Here is a 15,485-nt window from a genome sequence, read left to right as displayed (position 1 = left end):
TAAAATTCCAGAATTATGGGTAAAAAAATTAGGAGAGCACTGATAGCGTTGTCGTGACGATATCTTCAAGCAGACGACGATCAGGATTGGTACGCGAAAGCACGCGCAGACCCAGGTACGCATTCAGTAAGTAGTGTGCCAGTTGGTGGGGATCGCGCGTCCAGGCAAGTTCACCTGAAGCTTGCGCTTTGATGAGAACATGATAAAATGCCTCCCTGGTGTCGTCGAGTCCAGCTTGCACTCTGCTGGCCACTTCTGGATCACGTGGGGCCATTTCCAGGGTCGCATTCACCAGAAAACAGCCACGATGTTCAGGATCAGCAAGCGCCTCCTCAATGAGCGCCTGAAAAAAGGCCTGAAAAATGTCGCGCACAGATCCTGATTGGAGGCGCAGTGTCGTCAGCTTTTCTCCACCTGTCACACAATAGCGATCAAGCGCAGCCAGATATAAGGCATGTTTGTCCCCAAAGGTATCATAGAGACTCCCACGTCCAAGACCCGTACACTGCACAATGTCATCAATAGATGATCCCTCATAGCCCTGTCGCCAGAACAAGTTGACCGCCTTCTCAAGTGCCTGATCCGGCAGAAATGCTTTCGGTCGTGCCATACAAGATGTCCCTTTCTCCTACTGACAGAGAGTATATCTCATTCTGGAATGAAAAGTCAAGAAAAAAGGAGCCGGATCGCTGATAACGAAAATCTCCCAATAAGCCATGCGGATGGTCAAAATGATTTGCCGTTTTGTGCCATGTTACATCAGATGATTGCTCGGCTCGTCAAGCGATGCCTGGAAGGCTGAGCCCATTACCGTCCGGGAGCACGTTGCTTGACTTCCTGAATCAACCAGCCGTTGCCGTCCGGGTCGCTGAACGACATGAAACTGTTGTAGCTAGCTCGCTCAGGGTCGATGCCGGGTGTCTGTCCTTGCGGTCCGAAGTGATAGGGTTCGCTCACCTCCACTCCACGACCAACGAGCTCAGCTCGCGTGGCCTCAATGTCGGACGTGATCAGGTACGTCCCTTGGTATGTGCCTGGTGTCACCTGAGTGATCCCGGTGCCGATTTGGATTGAGCATTCCGATCCCGGCGGTGTCAGCTGCACGATGCGATAGTTATCTCCGCTGCGGCGGTCGACGTCTACCCTGAAGCCCAGGGCCTCCTCATAGAACTTTTTCGCACGATCCACATCCGAGACGGGAATAACGATGGCTTCAAGCTTCAGATCCATTTCTCTGCCTCCTTGGGTATTCCATTGAGCCGAGGTCGTATCTCAGCTCTGGGTGTCAATATAACGATTATGCTACAAACGAACTCGATACCGTGTCGTATGTGTCGCGATGTCAACGCCATCGCTTTCAAGGAAGAATGCCGAAAGCTCGCACTGCGTAGGCACGCGCTATCGAGTCCCCGCAGCCAACACACGCTCTCTGCTTGCCATCCGTTTGTACATCTGCTATCGGAGGCCCTCCGCAGTCATACAGGACTGGCATGGAGCGCATCCGACAGGACTCAGTATACTGGCAGGCGTCGGAGGATTCAGTACTCAGCAGGTTCCATTTCACTTCCCATGTGCCTGCCCTGATGATTCCCTTGCCCTCATCCGTCATGCTGATCATGCCAGATACTTGCCCGTTTATACAATGCACGTATAGTCTGTTCATCATAGGTTCGTTCAAGGCGAGTGCGCAATGCCTGTACAAAAAGGTGATGATAGCGATACCACTGGCGCTGATGGTCAAGCGCAACAATAAAGAGATTGGTTTTCTCCAATGTATCCAGTATCTCTTGACTGTCCCCTGCGTTTCGTATGGTGTCGCAACTGGAGGCATCCAGGCATTCGAGAATGGAGGTCTGGAGCAAGAAATCCTGGATCACAGATGATTGGCGAGAGAAAACCTCTTCTATTAAGTAATCGAAAATGGGACGTTGACTCCCATCCAATAGGTTAAGCATCGTGGTGACATTTGTCCCCTCGCGTAAAGAGAGGGCCAGTAATTGAATGCCAGCGAACCATCCTTCAGTGCGCTTTGTTATTTCAGTAATGACAGAGAGTGGAAGCTGTACCTGCATGGTCTGTGAAAAAAAGGCCTCGACCTCTTCCTCTGTTCCATTGAGTTGATCTGTGCGGATCTCTTGAATGCTGCCTTGCACGCGTAGCCGCGATAAAGACCAGGGTGGATCGTTGCGTGTGGAGATAAGAAGATGGACATGGGGGGGAAGGTGCTCCAGGAAATACGCAACTGTCTCGTGTGCGACCGGATTGGTAATACTATGGTAATCGTCGAGCACCAATATGATGGGTCGCTTACTCTTGAGGAGTGTGTTGAGCACATACTTTAAGAAAGCGTACCAGTCATCGATATGCTTTGAGTATAATGCATCGATCAACGGAGCATAGAGATTGGGCTGGCAGGTATTCAGGACCGTCAGAACATACAACCAGAGGCGCCTGGGATCATTATCCTCCTCATCCAGTGAGATCCAGGCCACCGCTTCCGTGCGTGCAGTGGATTTGAGCCATTCGGCGATCAAGGTTGTCTTTCCCGAACCCGCAGGCGCAGAAACGAGCATCAGTCTCTTTTGGATTCCGAGTGTCAAAAGGTGAGTCAAACGTATGCGGTGAATGACCGTGTGTGCTGGCACTGGTAGTCTGATCTTTGTTGAAAGCAACGGATGTTCAACGAAACATGCGGTTGAACCGGCAAGGGGGTGTGGGGCATCAAGTCCTGCAGAAAATACATGTGTTAATGGTTTTTTTTCTGGATGTGCCGAGGGCAAGAAGGTTGAAGCACATGCTTGCAGCGATGCGCGGGCTTCAGCGCACGGTTGTATGCCCAATTCCTGGGCGTTTTTGCCAAAAAGTATGCAGAGCTGCTCGCGATAAAACGGTTGGGGTAGCACCTTTCCCTGCTCCCACCGCATAATGGAACGTACGCTCGTGTTGATTGCTTCTGCAACCCTGGCTTGAGACCAACCGCGAATTTCTCTTTCCATGCGTAACGGGTGGTTTTTCACGAAAACATCATATCCTTTTAATGAGGGAAGAAAGTATTTTACATAGACATGAACTGTCAGGTGCAGGCTGGATAGTATCCCACTTTTTCTGTCACATCTCTGTCAGGCAGGTGTCATTGTTGCATGCTCATCCATGCCTTACTATAGAGATGCTGACTGAGGCAAACGCAAACTTGCCTATAATGGGTTTGCTTGTTTGTTCAAGACGATCCTGTTGGTTGTCGTGTTTTTGATACTGCAGTCTGTGCTGGCTATATAGTGTCAGCCGTACTCCATGCAATAGTGAAGGTACATACATGAATCCAGAAAAAAATCCTACAACTGGTGCCATACTTGATGTCTTCGGCCCAACGGTTGAGTACCTGGTATCTCCGAGTGATGAGAGCAGCGATTTCTGTGTGATGAAAGGGATTATTCCTCCAGGTGTCTTTGTTCCGATGCACCGTCATCCTGATACTGAGGACTTTTTCATCCTTTCTGGAACCGCTGAGTGTTTAAAGATCACTGAAAATGGACATGAGTGGGTCCCGAGCAAAGAGGGTGACCTCATCCATATACCCAGTAATGCAACCCATGCCTGGCGCAATACTTCCTCTGGAAACGTAACCTTTCTTATCACGACGACCAAAAAGATGGGACATTTTTTTGAGGAGACTGCCCTGCCATGGAAAGGCGTCCCTCAGATGCCAACCCCTGAAGCGCTTGCGCATCTGCTAGAGGTCTCTGAACGCTATGGATACTGGAACGCCTCTCCGGAAGAGAACGCTGCCGTTGGCATCAATATGAGCTTTTCATAAAGAGCTTTTCAAGCGCTGTCAGACTCTCCTATGGAAGAGCCTGACAGAAAAGGGCTTCAGCCCGCCGCAAGCCACGGGGATTCATCCCGTGGTTAGGCGTTTGCGGCTTTAGCCCTTGCCCTTCCGTTTTTTCTGTACGCGAAAAGAATTGATCAGTAGTACCTTGAGAACTGAATAACGTACGGGTTGCATGGCGAAGGGCCATGCGTAAAAACGTTACCGCGTTTCCCACTGTCTCAGCTATTTCGACGTGCGAAGGCACGGGTATCCAATCCACGGCTTTAGGAAGTGTCACGTCACCGAACGAATAGCGCCAAGGAAAAGCCTCCGCGCCTTTAGGGTACGTTCCCCAGGAGTGAGCCTCGAAAGAGGCGGGTGTTGCGTCTCTCCAGGACGCTGAAAACGAGAGTTGTGGGCCATCTATCCCTTCTCGAAAGGTATGAGAGCAGCAACGCGCCTGGCACCGCGCAAGAGAGACCATGCATGGATGGATGCATCCTCTCAGCTTTTCCTCCTCCACTACGATGTACGCCGAGTCGTAGCCACGCTACATTTCTCAGCACATCGCGTACAGAAGAGAGGCGAAAGAAGCCGCGCGACTTCAGTCGCGGCGGAGTGTCACAGTATCTCTCAATGCTGCAACTCATGCTGAATGTATCTCTGACCCGGGTCAGGCATACAAAACCAGGTAGCTCAGTCTATACAAGCTGATACTCAGCTTGTATGATCTCGGCAGCACGCTCGCCAATGACGATACAGGGAGCCTGCGTATTGCCCGTGGTCACCCGTGGCATGATCGAGCCATCCGCAATGCGCAGATTGGTGATGCCATACACGCGCAGATGGCTATCAACGACTGACATGGCATCGCGGCCCATCTTCGCTGTGCATGTTTCATGCCAGTAGGTCATCGTTGCATCACGGATAAAACGTTCGAGTTCAGCTTCTTTCAGGTTGCCTGGCATGACCTCACGTCTGCTAAATGGGCGCAGCGCGGCTGAGTTTCCGATCTCTCGACACAGTTCTACGCAGGCGATTGCCGCTTTCAGATCATCCGGATGTGAGAGAAAATTGGCCTCAATTTCTACGGGATCGCTCGGATCGGGTCCTGTCAACCGCAAATATCCCCGACTTTTCGGACGGACAATGCCACCGAACAAGGTCCAGCCATGGGCAGGCATACCAAAGCGTGCACTATTTTCCGCACTCGACTTGGGAACTTCCGCCAGACATGTCTGTATGTCTGGGCTCTCCAGGTCAGCAGCGCTTTTCCAGAAGAAGGTGGCCTCGGCCATAGTGTTGCGCGGTGGGAGGGCTTCCTCATATTCCCAGACGCAGTCGAACGCTGGATGATCTTGGAAATTTTGTCCGACACCCGGAAGATGTTGGATGACCGGAATACCGAAACGCTGCAATTCAGCTTGATCGCCAATTCCTGATTGCATCAGCACTTTCGGCGTCTGGATCGCGCCCAGCGATAACACAACCTCAGTGCCCGCGGATATACGATGGATCTTGCCGTTGTAGGCAATCTCCACACCGGTAGCTCGCTTTCCCTCGAAGGTCAGCCGTGTCACCAGGGCATGGGTGAGAACCGTGAGATTGGGTCGATCCATCAAAGGGTAGGTATAGGAGCGGAATACGGATTGGCGTTTGCCACCGCGGGCTCGCACATCAATGATTGAGGCACCGCCATCTCCCTCCATCATGCGCCCATTCTGATTTTCGAAAATCGGAATGCCAATGGATTGCGCTCCTTCAAGCATGGCTGGAGCAATCGGATTGGGGTCGGGGGCTGGCTCGACAAAGACAGGTCCACCCGTTCCGCGATATTGGGGGTCAGGAGCGCCATGCCAGTCTTCGATACGACGATAAATCTGTAACACCGACTCATAGTTCCATGCTGGATCCCCGGCTTCTGAAGCAAAGAAATCCCAATCGCTTTTGTGTCCGCGTGCCCACACCATCACGTTAATGCTGGACCCACCACCCAGGACTTTCCCCATTGATAAAGGAACGGAGCGGCCATTGACAAGGGAACTCGGTTGAGCTTGAAAGCTCCAATCCCGTTCACTTCCAAGATTGAAAGGCCACTTGTCCGCATCCATGACTTCTGGAGCCTCATCGTTGCCCCCGGCTTCGAGTAGCAATACGCTCACATCAGGATTCTCGGCCAGTCGACTCGCAACAACCGAGCCGGATGATCCTGATCCGCAGACGATAAAGTCGTACTGCGATTTAAGCTGGGAACGTAGCTTGCTCTGGTTGAGGCGCACGCGTGCAGCGAATTCCTCCGCTTGTATGCTTGACTCAAAATGAGATGTTTTACGCTGCTCCTGACCAGATGGGGCTGCATTCTCAGTGGGTTTCCTTTTATCGGTACCTCTTGGAGGATTAAACTCAGTATTCATCTCTTTTCCTCTCATAATGAAGATTGCCAATATAGTAATTTTTCCGACCTGCTATTTTCTTTCTTCAGTGCTCGATGGCGGTAAACCAAGGTGTGTAAAGTGTTCTTCCTCGCTGCTATCGAAGTTCGTGGAGGAACTGAGTGTCGCCCAGCGATCTGTCTCTGCCAGTTTCGCCTGGTCCACGCTGCGAGCTATCTTCACGGCATCTTTTCCCAGAACATTGAAGTTGGTGTGACTCATATGTTGTTTCACCTTTCTGATATCTTTTCGCTGCAGTTAGAATGTTCGGAGACGTCCGACAGCTATTACTATACTCGTGGTATCTGGACACGTCAGTGGACATCGGCTACCATTGCACCTACCATTGCACCTACCATTGTTCTGATCTATTCATGGTTATGTGTCTATCATTGTTTCTCACTGCCTGTCACATCTTCAGAAAAGAGCGCACTGAGAGGTTATGCGGAAGGGAATCTGACGCCATCCCGAGTGTTGTGTACCAGTAGAGCTTTCTAAAGGGGGGATTTGAGAAGATAATACAGGCATAGCAGAAGTTTGCTACATTTTTCCATCAAAACAAGGAGAAAACTATGCCTGTACCCAAGAAGCATATGACATCGACCTCTGAAGCAGCAAAAGTGGAGTCATCGGGCCACAAGATACCAGAAGAGCAGGAATTTCGCCACTACATACGGAACCTGGCAGTCAGTGCCATGCGGGTCTTGATTGAAGAAGTCATGCGCGGGGAGCTTGAGCAGTGCCTCGGCGCAGCGTGGGGAGAATGCACCCCTGAGCGAAAAGGGTATCGCAATGGCTCCTACACACGAGATTTGGTGACAAAAACAGGGCGTATTGAGGATCTCTCAGTGCCCCGAGATCGTGCTGGACAGTTCCATACGCAGGTATTTGAGCGGTATGGCCGGTACGAGCCCGAGGTAGCGGAAGCACTGACGGAGATGTTTGTCAGTGGCACCAGTACCCACAAAGTCGGGAAGGTGGCTCAAACACTGATGGGAGTTGCGCCCAGTGCCAGCGCGGTAAGCCGCTTGAACCAAACCCTGACCGAACAGTTTGAAGCTTGGCGAGAGCGCTCACTTCTCAATCACTATCGCATCCTTTACCTGGATGGCACCCATTTTACGGTTCGTCATGGCACCCAAACCGACTCGACCATTATCTTAACAGCGCTTGGCGTGGACCTGGAAGGGAACAAGGAGGTGTTGGCATTGCGAGCTTGTGCGGAGGAGGATAAAGACGGGTGGAGTTGTCTCTTACAAGACCTGCGTACTCGCGGTGCCACACAGATGGATCTGATTGTGACGGATGGACATGAGGGACTCCTCGCTGCCGTCTCTGCCCTTTTTTCCGCGACTCCCCGGCAACGCTGTGTGGTGCATAAACAGCGCAATGTGCTGAACGCTATTCCTCATCGAGAGCGCAAAGAGGTCAGCGCAGAATTGGCCAGGATTTTCAAGCAGGAGAAGAAAGAGGATGCGCTTCTGGTATTTGGCAGCCTTTCAAGCCAAATACCAGAAGCGCTATCCCGAAGCCATCCGCAGCCTCTGTGAAGATGAAGAGCATCTTCTGACGTTTTATGCGTTCCCACCGGTCATGCATCGCTACATTCGCACGACCAACGCCATCGAGAGCTTCTTTAGCAATGTGCGACAGCGCACCGATCAGATTGACGCCTTCACGACGGAAACCAGTTGTCTGACCATCGTCTGGGCCGTAATGCAGGATATTCACCTGCCGAAGATCCCGGTCGGCTAAAGGCTGAAGCCTGATCGCTTTTGGCATACAAGCAACCAGCTGGAAAGGGTGGTTCAGAAGGAGATATTTTTTGCAGGCGACCTTGTGTAGCACCAGGAATACCAGGAGCATTGAGAAGATTCCACCTCTTCTATTATATCATAACAACACATCGTCCAAACGACCGATGTGTTGTTGCCTCCGCTCAAGTATACTTGCTCTTGTGTCTGATGAATCCAAAAGATCTTCAGAAAACGCCGTGATAATGTTTCTCTCGTGGGAATGCGCATCTGCCTTTCGCGTGGAGAACGAGCTATGACAGGGGGCAAGATGAGAGAAAAGACCGCAAGTGAAAGACTACTCCAGACTCTTGATCAGCAGACGATTACCACGCTGATGTGCCAGATCCTTGACCTTGAGGATGGAGAACTGCTTCAGTGGCAGGTTCAGGAGATTTCCGAGACCAATGGTGCTGCGACTGGTGGCGTGTACCGTCTGACGGGAACCGGGCGAGGTCAGGACCGGGAGATGGATTGGTCGCTTATTTTGAAAGTGCTGTGTCGGACACCCGCGGGGAAAGCGCCCGGGGGCCTCGAACAGGAGCATGTCCTCTATTGGAAGCGCGAAGCCCTCGTGTATCAGTCAGGCCTGCTCAATGATTTGCCGGGGGGACTCCGGGGGCCACACTGTTATGCCGTCACGGAGCAAGATGACGAGTCGGTGTGGCTCTGGCTGGAAGACGTGAAAGATCCCCACGGGCCATGCTGGCCACTCTCACAGTATTCACAAGCGGCGCGTTGTCTTGGGCAGATGAATGGAGCTTATCTGGCTGGTCGACCACTGCCCGCGTTTCCGTGGCTGGTGAGAACCAGCTCTCCGCGCGGCCTCCTCGATCACTTCAGCTGGATGTGGAAAGCTGTGCCAGATCCTACGACCTGGCAACACCCGTTCCTGCGTTCCGCCTTCCCTCTGCCCATCGCTGACCGCCTCTGGCGATTGTGGGAGGATCGCGGGGCGATGCTCGACGTGCTTGAGCGGCTCCCACAAACCTTCGGTCATCTGGATGCGTGGCGTGGGAACCTGTTTGCGGTACCGGAGGCAGATGGAGAACAGCGGTTGATCGCTATTGACTGGGCGTATCCTGGCCTGGGAACTATTGCGACGGATATCGGAGACCTGATGGCTCCCAGCTTCGGCTTGTTTAGAGTCGAACCCTGCGATCCACGGACCCTCGATAGAGTGATCTTCGAGAGCTATCTTGAGGGCCTCTCTGCCGCCGGGTGGCAAGGAGATCGCAGTGTAGTGCGCTGTGCCTTTGCGCTTTTTACGGCCCTCAAGTATGGCTGTCTCCTTTTCTGGCTGCACCAGATCACAGATGAGAGCCAGCACTCCTCCTGGGAGCAGAGAAGAGGGCATCCATTAGACGAGTGCCTCCAGCAGCAAGCCACCTTGATCTACTACTTGCTCGATCTCGCCGACGAGGGCCGTGGCTTGATCGATGTCGCATGAGAGCGAGCAAATTGGCTTCGGACTTTTCCTCGTTTGTTTACTGCTTGTCATTACACAATTATCGGGATGGTGTCTTTTTTCTTGCTTCCTTGCTGTCATCTCGTTGCGCATCCCGTGGGCTTTGGCTGTTCATTACACATCTTGGAGGAGGAAACATCTGATCTCTCCCCCATCGGGCTCTTCGTTACTTGCCCAGGACGTTTGAGAGAAACGCAGCAATCTTTTCAAGAGCTTGTTCACCCTCAGGTACTTGATCAGAAAATGAAGGCCAATCATGCCAGAGTTCAGACCATATATCAAGAACAACTTCGACGCCAGCCCCTTTCATTTTCTCAGCCATACGTCTTGAGTCATCTAATAACAACTCTGCCCCAGAGACGAGAAAATAGGTCGGTGGCAGACCAGCAACATCCCCATATAACGGGGAAAGGAACGGTTGGGTCAGGTTCCCTTCAGGACTGTAAACCCTGGCGATCGCTGCTAAAAATGCGGGAGTGATGAGTACATCAGCATCAACATTGGTCGTTATGGATTCGCCAGAACAGGTTAAATCGGTATTTGGTGACAGGCAGACCAACGCCGCAGGCTGTGGCTTGCCTTCTGCCTTGAGCCGAAGAGCAAGTGCCAGTGTCAGATTGCCACCAGCGCTATCACCCGCCACAACAATAGAAGATGCAGGCAACCCTTGCTCTAACAGGGCATCATATGCTTGCACACAATCATCCAATCCCGCTGGATAGGGATGTTCCGGAGCGAGCCGATAAGCGAGAGAATAAACGGTAATCCCAACCTTTTTTGCCAGACGCCAGGTAATCGCACGCACAGCCTGTGCTGATCCAGCACTCCAGGCCCCACCATGAAGATAGAGGATAGCCCCATTAGTATGTGATGACTGGGGTCGAAGCTGCTCAGCAGGTATCCCTCCAAGGTTTGCATCACTGATCTGTATGTCCTCCGGCGCGGGTTGTTGCGAACTTACGATTGCCTCTCCTTGAGCGCGGGTGGCTGAAATATCTAATGTTCCAGTCATATGGGGCTTGAATGTCTGACGAAGGCATTCGCTTAGTTGAGCGGCTTGTTTACTCATGCTCATTCTTTTTCTTCTTCTTTCTCATCAATAATCAGGGTTATAGCTAACGCACAGGAAGTGCGCAAAAACACGTTGGTATGACTCTCACGTAAAATAGAAAAAGCGCTCAAACCACTTCCCTGGCTTTTCCTCCTCAAGTGAGATTCAGTTCGGAGGTTCGCGAAATGCATCCACTCATCCTCACTCTTGCTTTATGCTCTTTGCTGGAAGACAGATACCCTTCATTGAACCCATTCCATCATATTCAGATCCCAGTATCACGAACATGACGATCACAGGGACCACTTGAAGCAAACACATGAAAACAGTGTAGGATTATTTGTGCTCGCCTCTATAGTAAGATGGAGATGAATATGCCACAACGACACAGACATGACAGACACCTGACAGAAAAACGAGAGACGATCACGTTTACACCCCGTGGTTTTCTGGTTTCAGCAGTTTCCGAGACGAAAACAGAACGCTCCACAATCAGCAGTGAATGAACAGATAAACAGTTATTCCCTCAATTGATAGATCATGTTTCCTTTCTGGAGGAGCATCGCGTCTGATTGCAAACCCAATGGCAGCCGCATGTGACGCTAGGGGAAGCCAAACGGGATCTCCAGCAGATCCATCACCGCTTGCTCGCTGCCTGGATCACTGAGCATGTGCTGCAAGGGACGACAAGCGAGCATATTGCTGATTTTTTGGTATTGTCAACTTGATGAAATAAGAGAAGAGCTTTTTAAGGAAGAGACAAGAGAGAGAAAAAAAAGAAGCTGAGTATCAAGGAGGTGGATTCGGGCTTATGCGACTGTTTTCCTTCTAATTACCTCATTCCACATCTGGAATCGTTCCTGCATGATGGTACGATACTTCCCGGCCTGGAAACGATGTCGTTTGGGACGAAAATGATCAGAGATCAAACCAAAAGCAGAGAGAAAGCGTTGCGCGTGACCAGGGGATTTGAAACGGCGCATCGTACGTTCACGTTGCCGTGTTGGCTGGTGCGAGTTCTCCGCTTGGTTATTCAAGCCCTTGTGCTGGCGATGCTCGATGCCTGGCATGATGTCTTTCTTTGCGGCCCCATAGCTGGCCAGTTTGTCGGTGATGATGACTCGCGGAACGTATTGGAGTCCTTTGAGCAGCTTGCGAAAGAAGCGTTTGGCCGCTTGTTTGTTGCGCCGACTCTGCACGAGGATATCCAACACATTGCCATGCTGATCGACGGCTCGCCACAGGTAATGTCTCTTCCCACCAATGGTGAGGTACACCTCGTCCATATGCCGTGTGTCACCACAGCGAGGACGGCGACGTCGCAGTTCATTGGCGTAGGTCTGACCGAATGTGAGGCACCACTGACGCACTGTTTCAAAGCTCACGACGATTCCGCGTTGTGCCAGAAGTTCCTCAACATCGCGAAAACTGAGCGAGAAGCGGAAATAGAGCCATACTGCGTGGCTGATAATCTCCGATGGGAAGCGATCGCCTTTGTAGTCCGGGGAGGTCGGGATTGTTTTCATGACGCTATTCTAGCACATTGTTCAGGTATGTGACCAAGTTGACAATACCCGCATCAGTACGATTCTTGAGAGCGTGTCCCAAGCGGGGCACACCCTGCCCTTTGAGGCCCTCGCTCGCTGTCTGCACCTGCTCAAACATCGTGGCCCTCGACCAGTGCTGCGCTGGTTGCGATGGCTGACATGTTCGTTGCTCACGGTGGGCTCCATCGCAGAAGATCTGGCCTACTTGCACAAACGCGAGGCGTGTATGCAGTATCCAGCCTACCAGGCCGCAGGCTGGCCCATTGGGTCGGGGATGGTAGAAAGTGCCAACAAGCTGGTCATGCAAACGCGCCTCAAAGGACCTGGAATGCATTGGGGGCCAGATCATGTCAATCCCATGCTGGCATTGCGCACCACGGTGTGCAACGACCGGTGGGTTCAAAGCTGGCAAGAAGCCACCTCAGCACGCATGCAGCAACGCCAGCAGAGACGCATTGCTCGTGCGCAGCAACGTCAGCGCGAGGCCACGCAACGCTTTTTCTTGGTGTGGATGCGCTTTGTGTCTCCTCCTCCCCCTCCTCCTGCACCTCAACCAAGCATGCATCCAGCCCAACCTCGTACCATTATTGCTGGTTGCCCAACTGCCAGCCACCCCTGGCGGCGTTCCTGGAGGGCTCGTTCGGCTTCGCTTACGTCTGCAAAAAATTGACGAACACCCTAGAGTAGGGGGCGGTGGGGCGGTGGGGCAAAGATTATCTTCGGCTGGATCGCGACGAGATGCTGATCCGCTTGCATTTGCCTGCCGATCAGCCATTCTCTCGCCCCAAAAGCTATCTGGTACGCACCCTCTACGAGTGTCCTATATGCACCTATATGCAGCGGTAGTGAGCATCCGTAGCTGTCGTTCTTGCCTGCTGCGCGAACAGTGTCAATAGCTCGGGTGTGCTACGGCGAAACCACGTCACATGTGTGTGCTGTTGCATCCGCTCGCCGCTGGCCCTCATCCCATCCTCTGGAAAGATTGGAGCCGCATTGCGCAACTCGTGGGATTTGCATCCACTCATCACGCCTGAGGTGAAGCCACCGAATCCGCTTCCAGGCTCTTCAACGTCTGGGCAAGACTCTGACTAAAGAGATTCCGTCCAGCGAAGCGCAATAGCGTAGCCAGCACATAGCCTTTCAAATTTTTGCCTCTTCGGTCCACATCGAGTTCAACCAGGCTCCCCCCATCTTCAGTACGTGAAATATGGTAATGCCAGTAACCACCAGTAGCAAAGGCATTCGAAGATTGCAGTGTGATGGTAACCTCTCCAGGCCGTGACCAATCGTAGGTAGAGCGTTCCCAGATGCCACCGAGGAAGGCCGAACCCTCCGTTACATCGGCAGAAGTGGCACCAACTGAATGCACCTGATAATGGCCAGGATCAATATTGGACAAGATTTTTACCCTTTGTGGGCCAAAATCAGTCAAAGCCTGAACAACGCGTTCAGGGGAAACAGATGTTTTCGCCATCAAATTAATTTTATTCATGAAATGCTTCTCCATGTTAATGTGACTGGTATACTTGGTCTGGTGCGTACACGAATGGGTTCATCCTTCCGCCCTCTGCTCTTTATGTTACTATATATAGACCTGTATGCAAATGACAATCAGGTGACAGATGTGTACCAAAAGAGAAGCTCGATCAAATTTTTTCAATATCTGCTTGCTCAACGTTCCTTGCTTTTTTCGTAATAGCTGTATCGCTTGAATGAATTACCGACCCCGCGCCCGAAAGCCCCTCTGCTTCAGCCATGGGGATGAAGGGCGCGTTCCTTGTTGGAGAGGGAAATGGGGGTATCGTTCGTCCAGAACAGATGTTCTTGACAGGAGGGAGCTCTTCATTTATACTGTTTTCTATGGGCAAAACCTACAAAAGCAACCGGAACGTGTTCTCTAGTTGCCCTTCTCACGTGGTCTGATATCCGCGCATACCGGCGAAGGGGGCATGTGCAAGGAATCGACGAACGACTCATGCACATGCTCCGTGAGGTCTGCCAGGAACATCAGGCAGAGATCGAAGAACTCGATGTCTGCCTGAACAGGTCCATCTCGCAAGTGAGCGTCGATTCCCAATGTGGCATTCATCGTCTCATGAAGCTGGTCAAAAGTCGTTCTTCCCGCCTACTACGTCAAGGATTTCCTGTCTTGACGCGAACATTGCCAACTCTGTAGACCAAGAGGTATTGTGTTACCACCACGGGAGGAGCACCGCTTGCTGTTATCAAAGAGTGCATTGAGCAACAAAAGCATGTCGAAGAACGCATCAAACAAGCCGAAGAAAGAAGCGAAACCCCGAAAAACCTATCAATTTCGCATCTATCGTGCGACCCGTTTTGCTCCAAACCATGATAAATGGGGGACGAGCAGCGGTGTTTTTTTTTTGAAAGACACTGACAACTGTTTCTCTGACGAGAGGCGCAATTCCTCTCTCATTCGATAGGAATGGATAGCATCATCCCCACTGTAGCGACTGGCCCTCAATCAGTGAAGCGGGATGAAACGGGGGATGCCTCATAAACCTGATATGAGGACACCTTCTAGCTGGCTACTACGGTGGGAAGCCTGTCTAACAAGGCAGATAAAACGAATGCATGACTGAACCATCGTTACGGAAAACTGGCTTACGCAGGATAACAAGCCAGCCCAAAACGGGAACGAGTCGAGTACACAATGGAGATGGTACAGCTCCATTGCCTATCTGTCAGGACTCCGGTGGAGAATGCACACCTACGGTAGCGCAAAACAGAGCAACGGAACGGAGTAACCGCGTGTTTGCTCTCATGGGGGTCGATACCATGAGCAGGTGCCAACCGCAAGCAGCACGACGGAAGGATTGTCCAAGAAGCGAATGCCTCTCGGAAAGCGAGAGGATAGGCTGACGTGGACACAGTTGTATGGAAAGTAGAAGATCAAGTACGATGACAAATAGGAAAGCACCCAGGATCAAGAAGAAAATTGACCCTGAGAGTGAGGCTTGGAACAAGTTGCCCTGGCGCAAGTTTGAGCAGCATGTCTACCGCATCCAAAAGAGAATCTACCGAGCCAGTCAACGTGGCAATCAACGTGCAGTCCAAAAACTTCAAAAGCTCTTGATGAAATCGGAAGCAGCAAGGCTTCTTGCTGTACGCCGCGTCTCACAGGATAACCAGGACAAGAAAACAGCGGGGGTTGATGGAGTGAAGAACTTGAAACCTCAACAGAGGCGACAGGTGGCATCGCTCATTCATCCCAAACAATGGCCGCAGAAAGTAAAACCAGTCCGAAGGGTATTTATCCCCAAGCCTGGAAAAAACGAACAACGGCCTTTAGGGATTCCGATAAGGGCAGCACACTGCCTCTCTTTCCAGGCGATGTTCGGGATTTCATGTGTCCTCCTCCT

14 protein-coding genes and 3 pseudogenes are annotated in these 15,485 nt (G+C 51.7%); 7 read left to right on the top strand and 10 right to left on the bottom strand.

The genetic code is table 11. The annotated features are described in order from the left end of the window. Positions 1–28 precede the first annotated feature (28 nt). From KRAC_RS20375 to KRAC_RS79600, 5 genes and pseudogenes are all read right to left on the bottom strand, one after another. Positions 29–610: a TetR/AcrR family transcriptional regulator gene (locus KRAC_RS20375; protein WP_007910272.1), complete on the bottom strand. Its 582-nt coding sequence runs from the start codon at positions 608–610 to the stop codon at positions 29–31. Between the two features lie 197 nt (positions 611–807). Next, positions 808–1,230 (bottom strand): VOC family protein, encoded by a 423-nt coding sequence (locus KRAC_RS20370; RefSeq protein WP_007910271.1) that lies wholly within the window; start codon positions 1,228–1,230, stop codon positions 808–810. 127 nt (positions 1,231–1,357) lie between these two features. After that, positions 1,358–1,618, bottom strand: a complete 261-nt coding sequence (locus tag KRAC_RS73785) for a hypothetical protein (protein WP_169460919.1) — start codon at positions 1,616–1,618, stop codon at positions 1,358–1,360. Beyond that, complete coding sequence (locus KRAC_RS20365; protein WP_052568459.1) at positions 1,599–2,573, bottom strand: winged helix-turn-helix domain-containing protein; 975 nt, start codon at positions 2,571–2,573, stop codon at positions 1,599–1,601. Before KRAC_RS20365 ends, KRAC_RS73785 begins: the two co-directional genes overlap by 20 nt. A 285-nt stretch (positions 2,574–2,858) precedes the next feature. Beyond that, positions 2,859–2,996: pseudogene (locus KRAC_RS79600) on the bottom strand (helix-turn-helix domain-containing protein); the annotation flags it as partial. A 317-nt stretch (positions 2,997–3,313) separates the two neighbouring features. Between KRAC_RS79600 and KRAC_RS20360 the strand changes: the two are divergent. After that, a complete protein-coding gene (locus KRAC_RS20360) occupies positions 3,314–3,814 on the top strand; it encodes a cupin domain-containing protein (protein ID WP_007910269.1) in 501 nt (166 codons plus the stop codon). Positions 3,815–4,512: 698 nt separating this feature from the next. Here the strand turns inward: KRAC_RS20360 and KRAC_RS20355 are convergent. Further along, on the bottom strand, positions 4,513–6,225 hold the full coding sequence (locus KRAC_RS20355) for a GMC family oxidoreductase (RefSeq protein ID WP_007910263.1): 1,713 nt from the start codon (positions 6,223–6,225) through the stop codon (positions 4,513–4,515). 51 nt (positions 6,226–6,276) lie between these two features. Next, complete coding sequence (locus tag KRAC_RS20350) at positions 6,277–6,465, bottom strand: hypothetical protein (RefSeq protein ID WP_007910262.1); 189 nt, start codon at positions 6,463–6,465, stop codon at positions 6,277–6,279. 350 nt (positions 6,466–6,815) lie between these two features. Between KRAC_RS20350 and KRAC_RS20345 the strand changes: the two are divergent. Next, positions 6,816–7,998 (top strand): annotated as a pseudogene (locus tag KRAC_RS20345) (IS256 family transposase). 309 nt (positions 7,999–8,307) lie between these two features. Then, entirely contained in the window at positions 8,308–9,486 is a 1,179-nt protein-coding gene (locus tag KRAC_RS20335; RefSeq protein ID WP_157506859.1) for an aminoglycoside phosphotransferase family protein, read from the top strand. A gap of 184 nt (positions 9,487–9,670) precedes the next feature. Here the strand turns inward: KRAC_RS20335 and KRAC_RS20330 are convergent, their stop codons facing one another. Beyond that, positions 9,671–10,573: an alpha/beta hydrolase gene (locus tag KRAC_RS20330; protein WP_157506856.1), complete on the bottom strand. Its 903-nt coding sequence runs from the start codon at positions 10,571–10,573 to the stop codon at positions 9,671–9,673. 554 nt (positions 10,574–11,127) lie between these two features. Here KRAC_RS20330 and KRAC_RS71460 point away from each other — a divergent pair. Further along, positions 11,128–11,283: a hypothetical protein gene (locus tag KRAC_RS71460; protein ID WP_007910251.1), complete on the top strand. Its 156-nt coding sequence runs from the start codon at positions 11,128–11,130 to the stop codon at positions 11,281–11,283. An 81-nt stretch (positions 11,284–11,364) separates the two neighbouring features. Here the strand turns inward: KRAC_RS71460 and KRAC_RS20325 are convergent, their stop codons facing one another. Beyond that, entirely contained in the window at positions 11,365–12,081 is a 717-nt protein-coding gene (locus KRAC_RS20325) for an IS6 family transposase (RefSeq protein WP_007910245.1), read from the bottom strand. A 73-nt stretch (positions 12,082–12,154) separates the two neighbouring features. Between KRAC_RS20325 and KRAC_RS79595 the strand changes: the two genes are divergently transcribed. Continuing rightward, the gene (locus KRAC_RS79595) at positions 12,155–12,772 is read left to right on the top strand and encodes a hypothetical protein (RefSeq protein ID WP_052568457.1); all 618 of its coding nucleotides are present in this window, start codon (positions 12,155–12,157) and stop codon (positions 12,770–12,772) included. Positions 12,773–13,126: 354 nt separating this feature from the next. Here KRAC_RS79595 and KRAC_RS20315 read toward each other — a convergent pair whose 3' ends face one another. Continuing rightward, positions 13,127–13,594 carry an SRPBCC family protein gene (locus KRAC_RS20315; RefSeq protein ID WP_007910237.1) on the bottom strand — a complete coding sequence of 156 codons (468 nt, stop codon included), beginning with the start codon at positions 13,592–13,594 and terminating at the stop codon, positions 13,127–13,129. A 483-nt stretch (positions 13,595–14,077) separates the two neighbouring features. Here KRAC_RS20315 and KRAC_RS79590 point away from each other — a divergent pair, with 483 nt between their 5' ends. Together KRAC_RS79590 and KRAC_RS66270 are read left to right on the top strand one after the other, a co-directional pair. Beyond that, positions 14,078–14,278, top strand: coding sequence for a transposase (locus KRAC_RS79590; protein WP_420795826.1), 201 nt, complete (start codon positions 14,078–14,080; stop codon positions 14,276–14,278). Between the two features lie 722 nt (positions 14,279–15,000). Further along, a pseudogene (locus KRAC_RS66270) lies at positions 15,001–15,459 on the top strand (reverse transcriptase N-terminal domain-containing protein); the annotation flags it as partial. Positions 15,460–15,485 lie beyond the last annotated feature (26 nt).

Source organism: Ktedonobacter racemifer DSM 44963, assembly GCF_000178855.1.
Classification (GTDB): Bacteria; Chloroflexota; Ktedonobacteria; order Ktedonobacterales; family Ktedonobacteraceae; genus Ktedonobacter; species Ktedonobacter racemifer.
The sequence above is the reverse complement of the archived record's forward strand: the minus strand, read 5'-3'. Positions and strand labels throughout refer to the sequence as shown.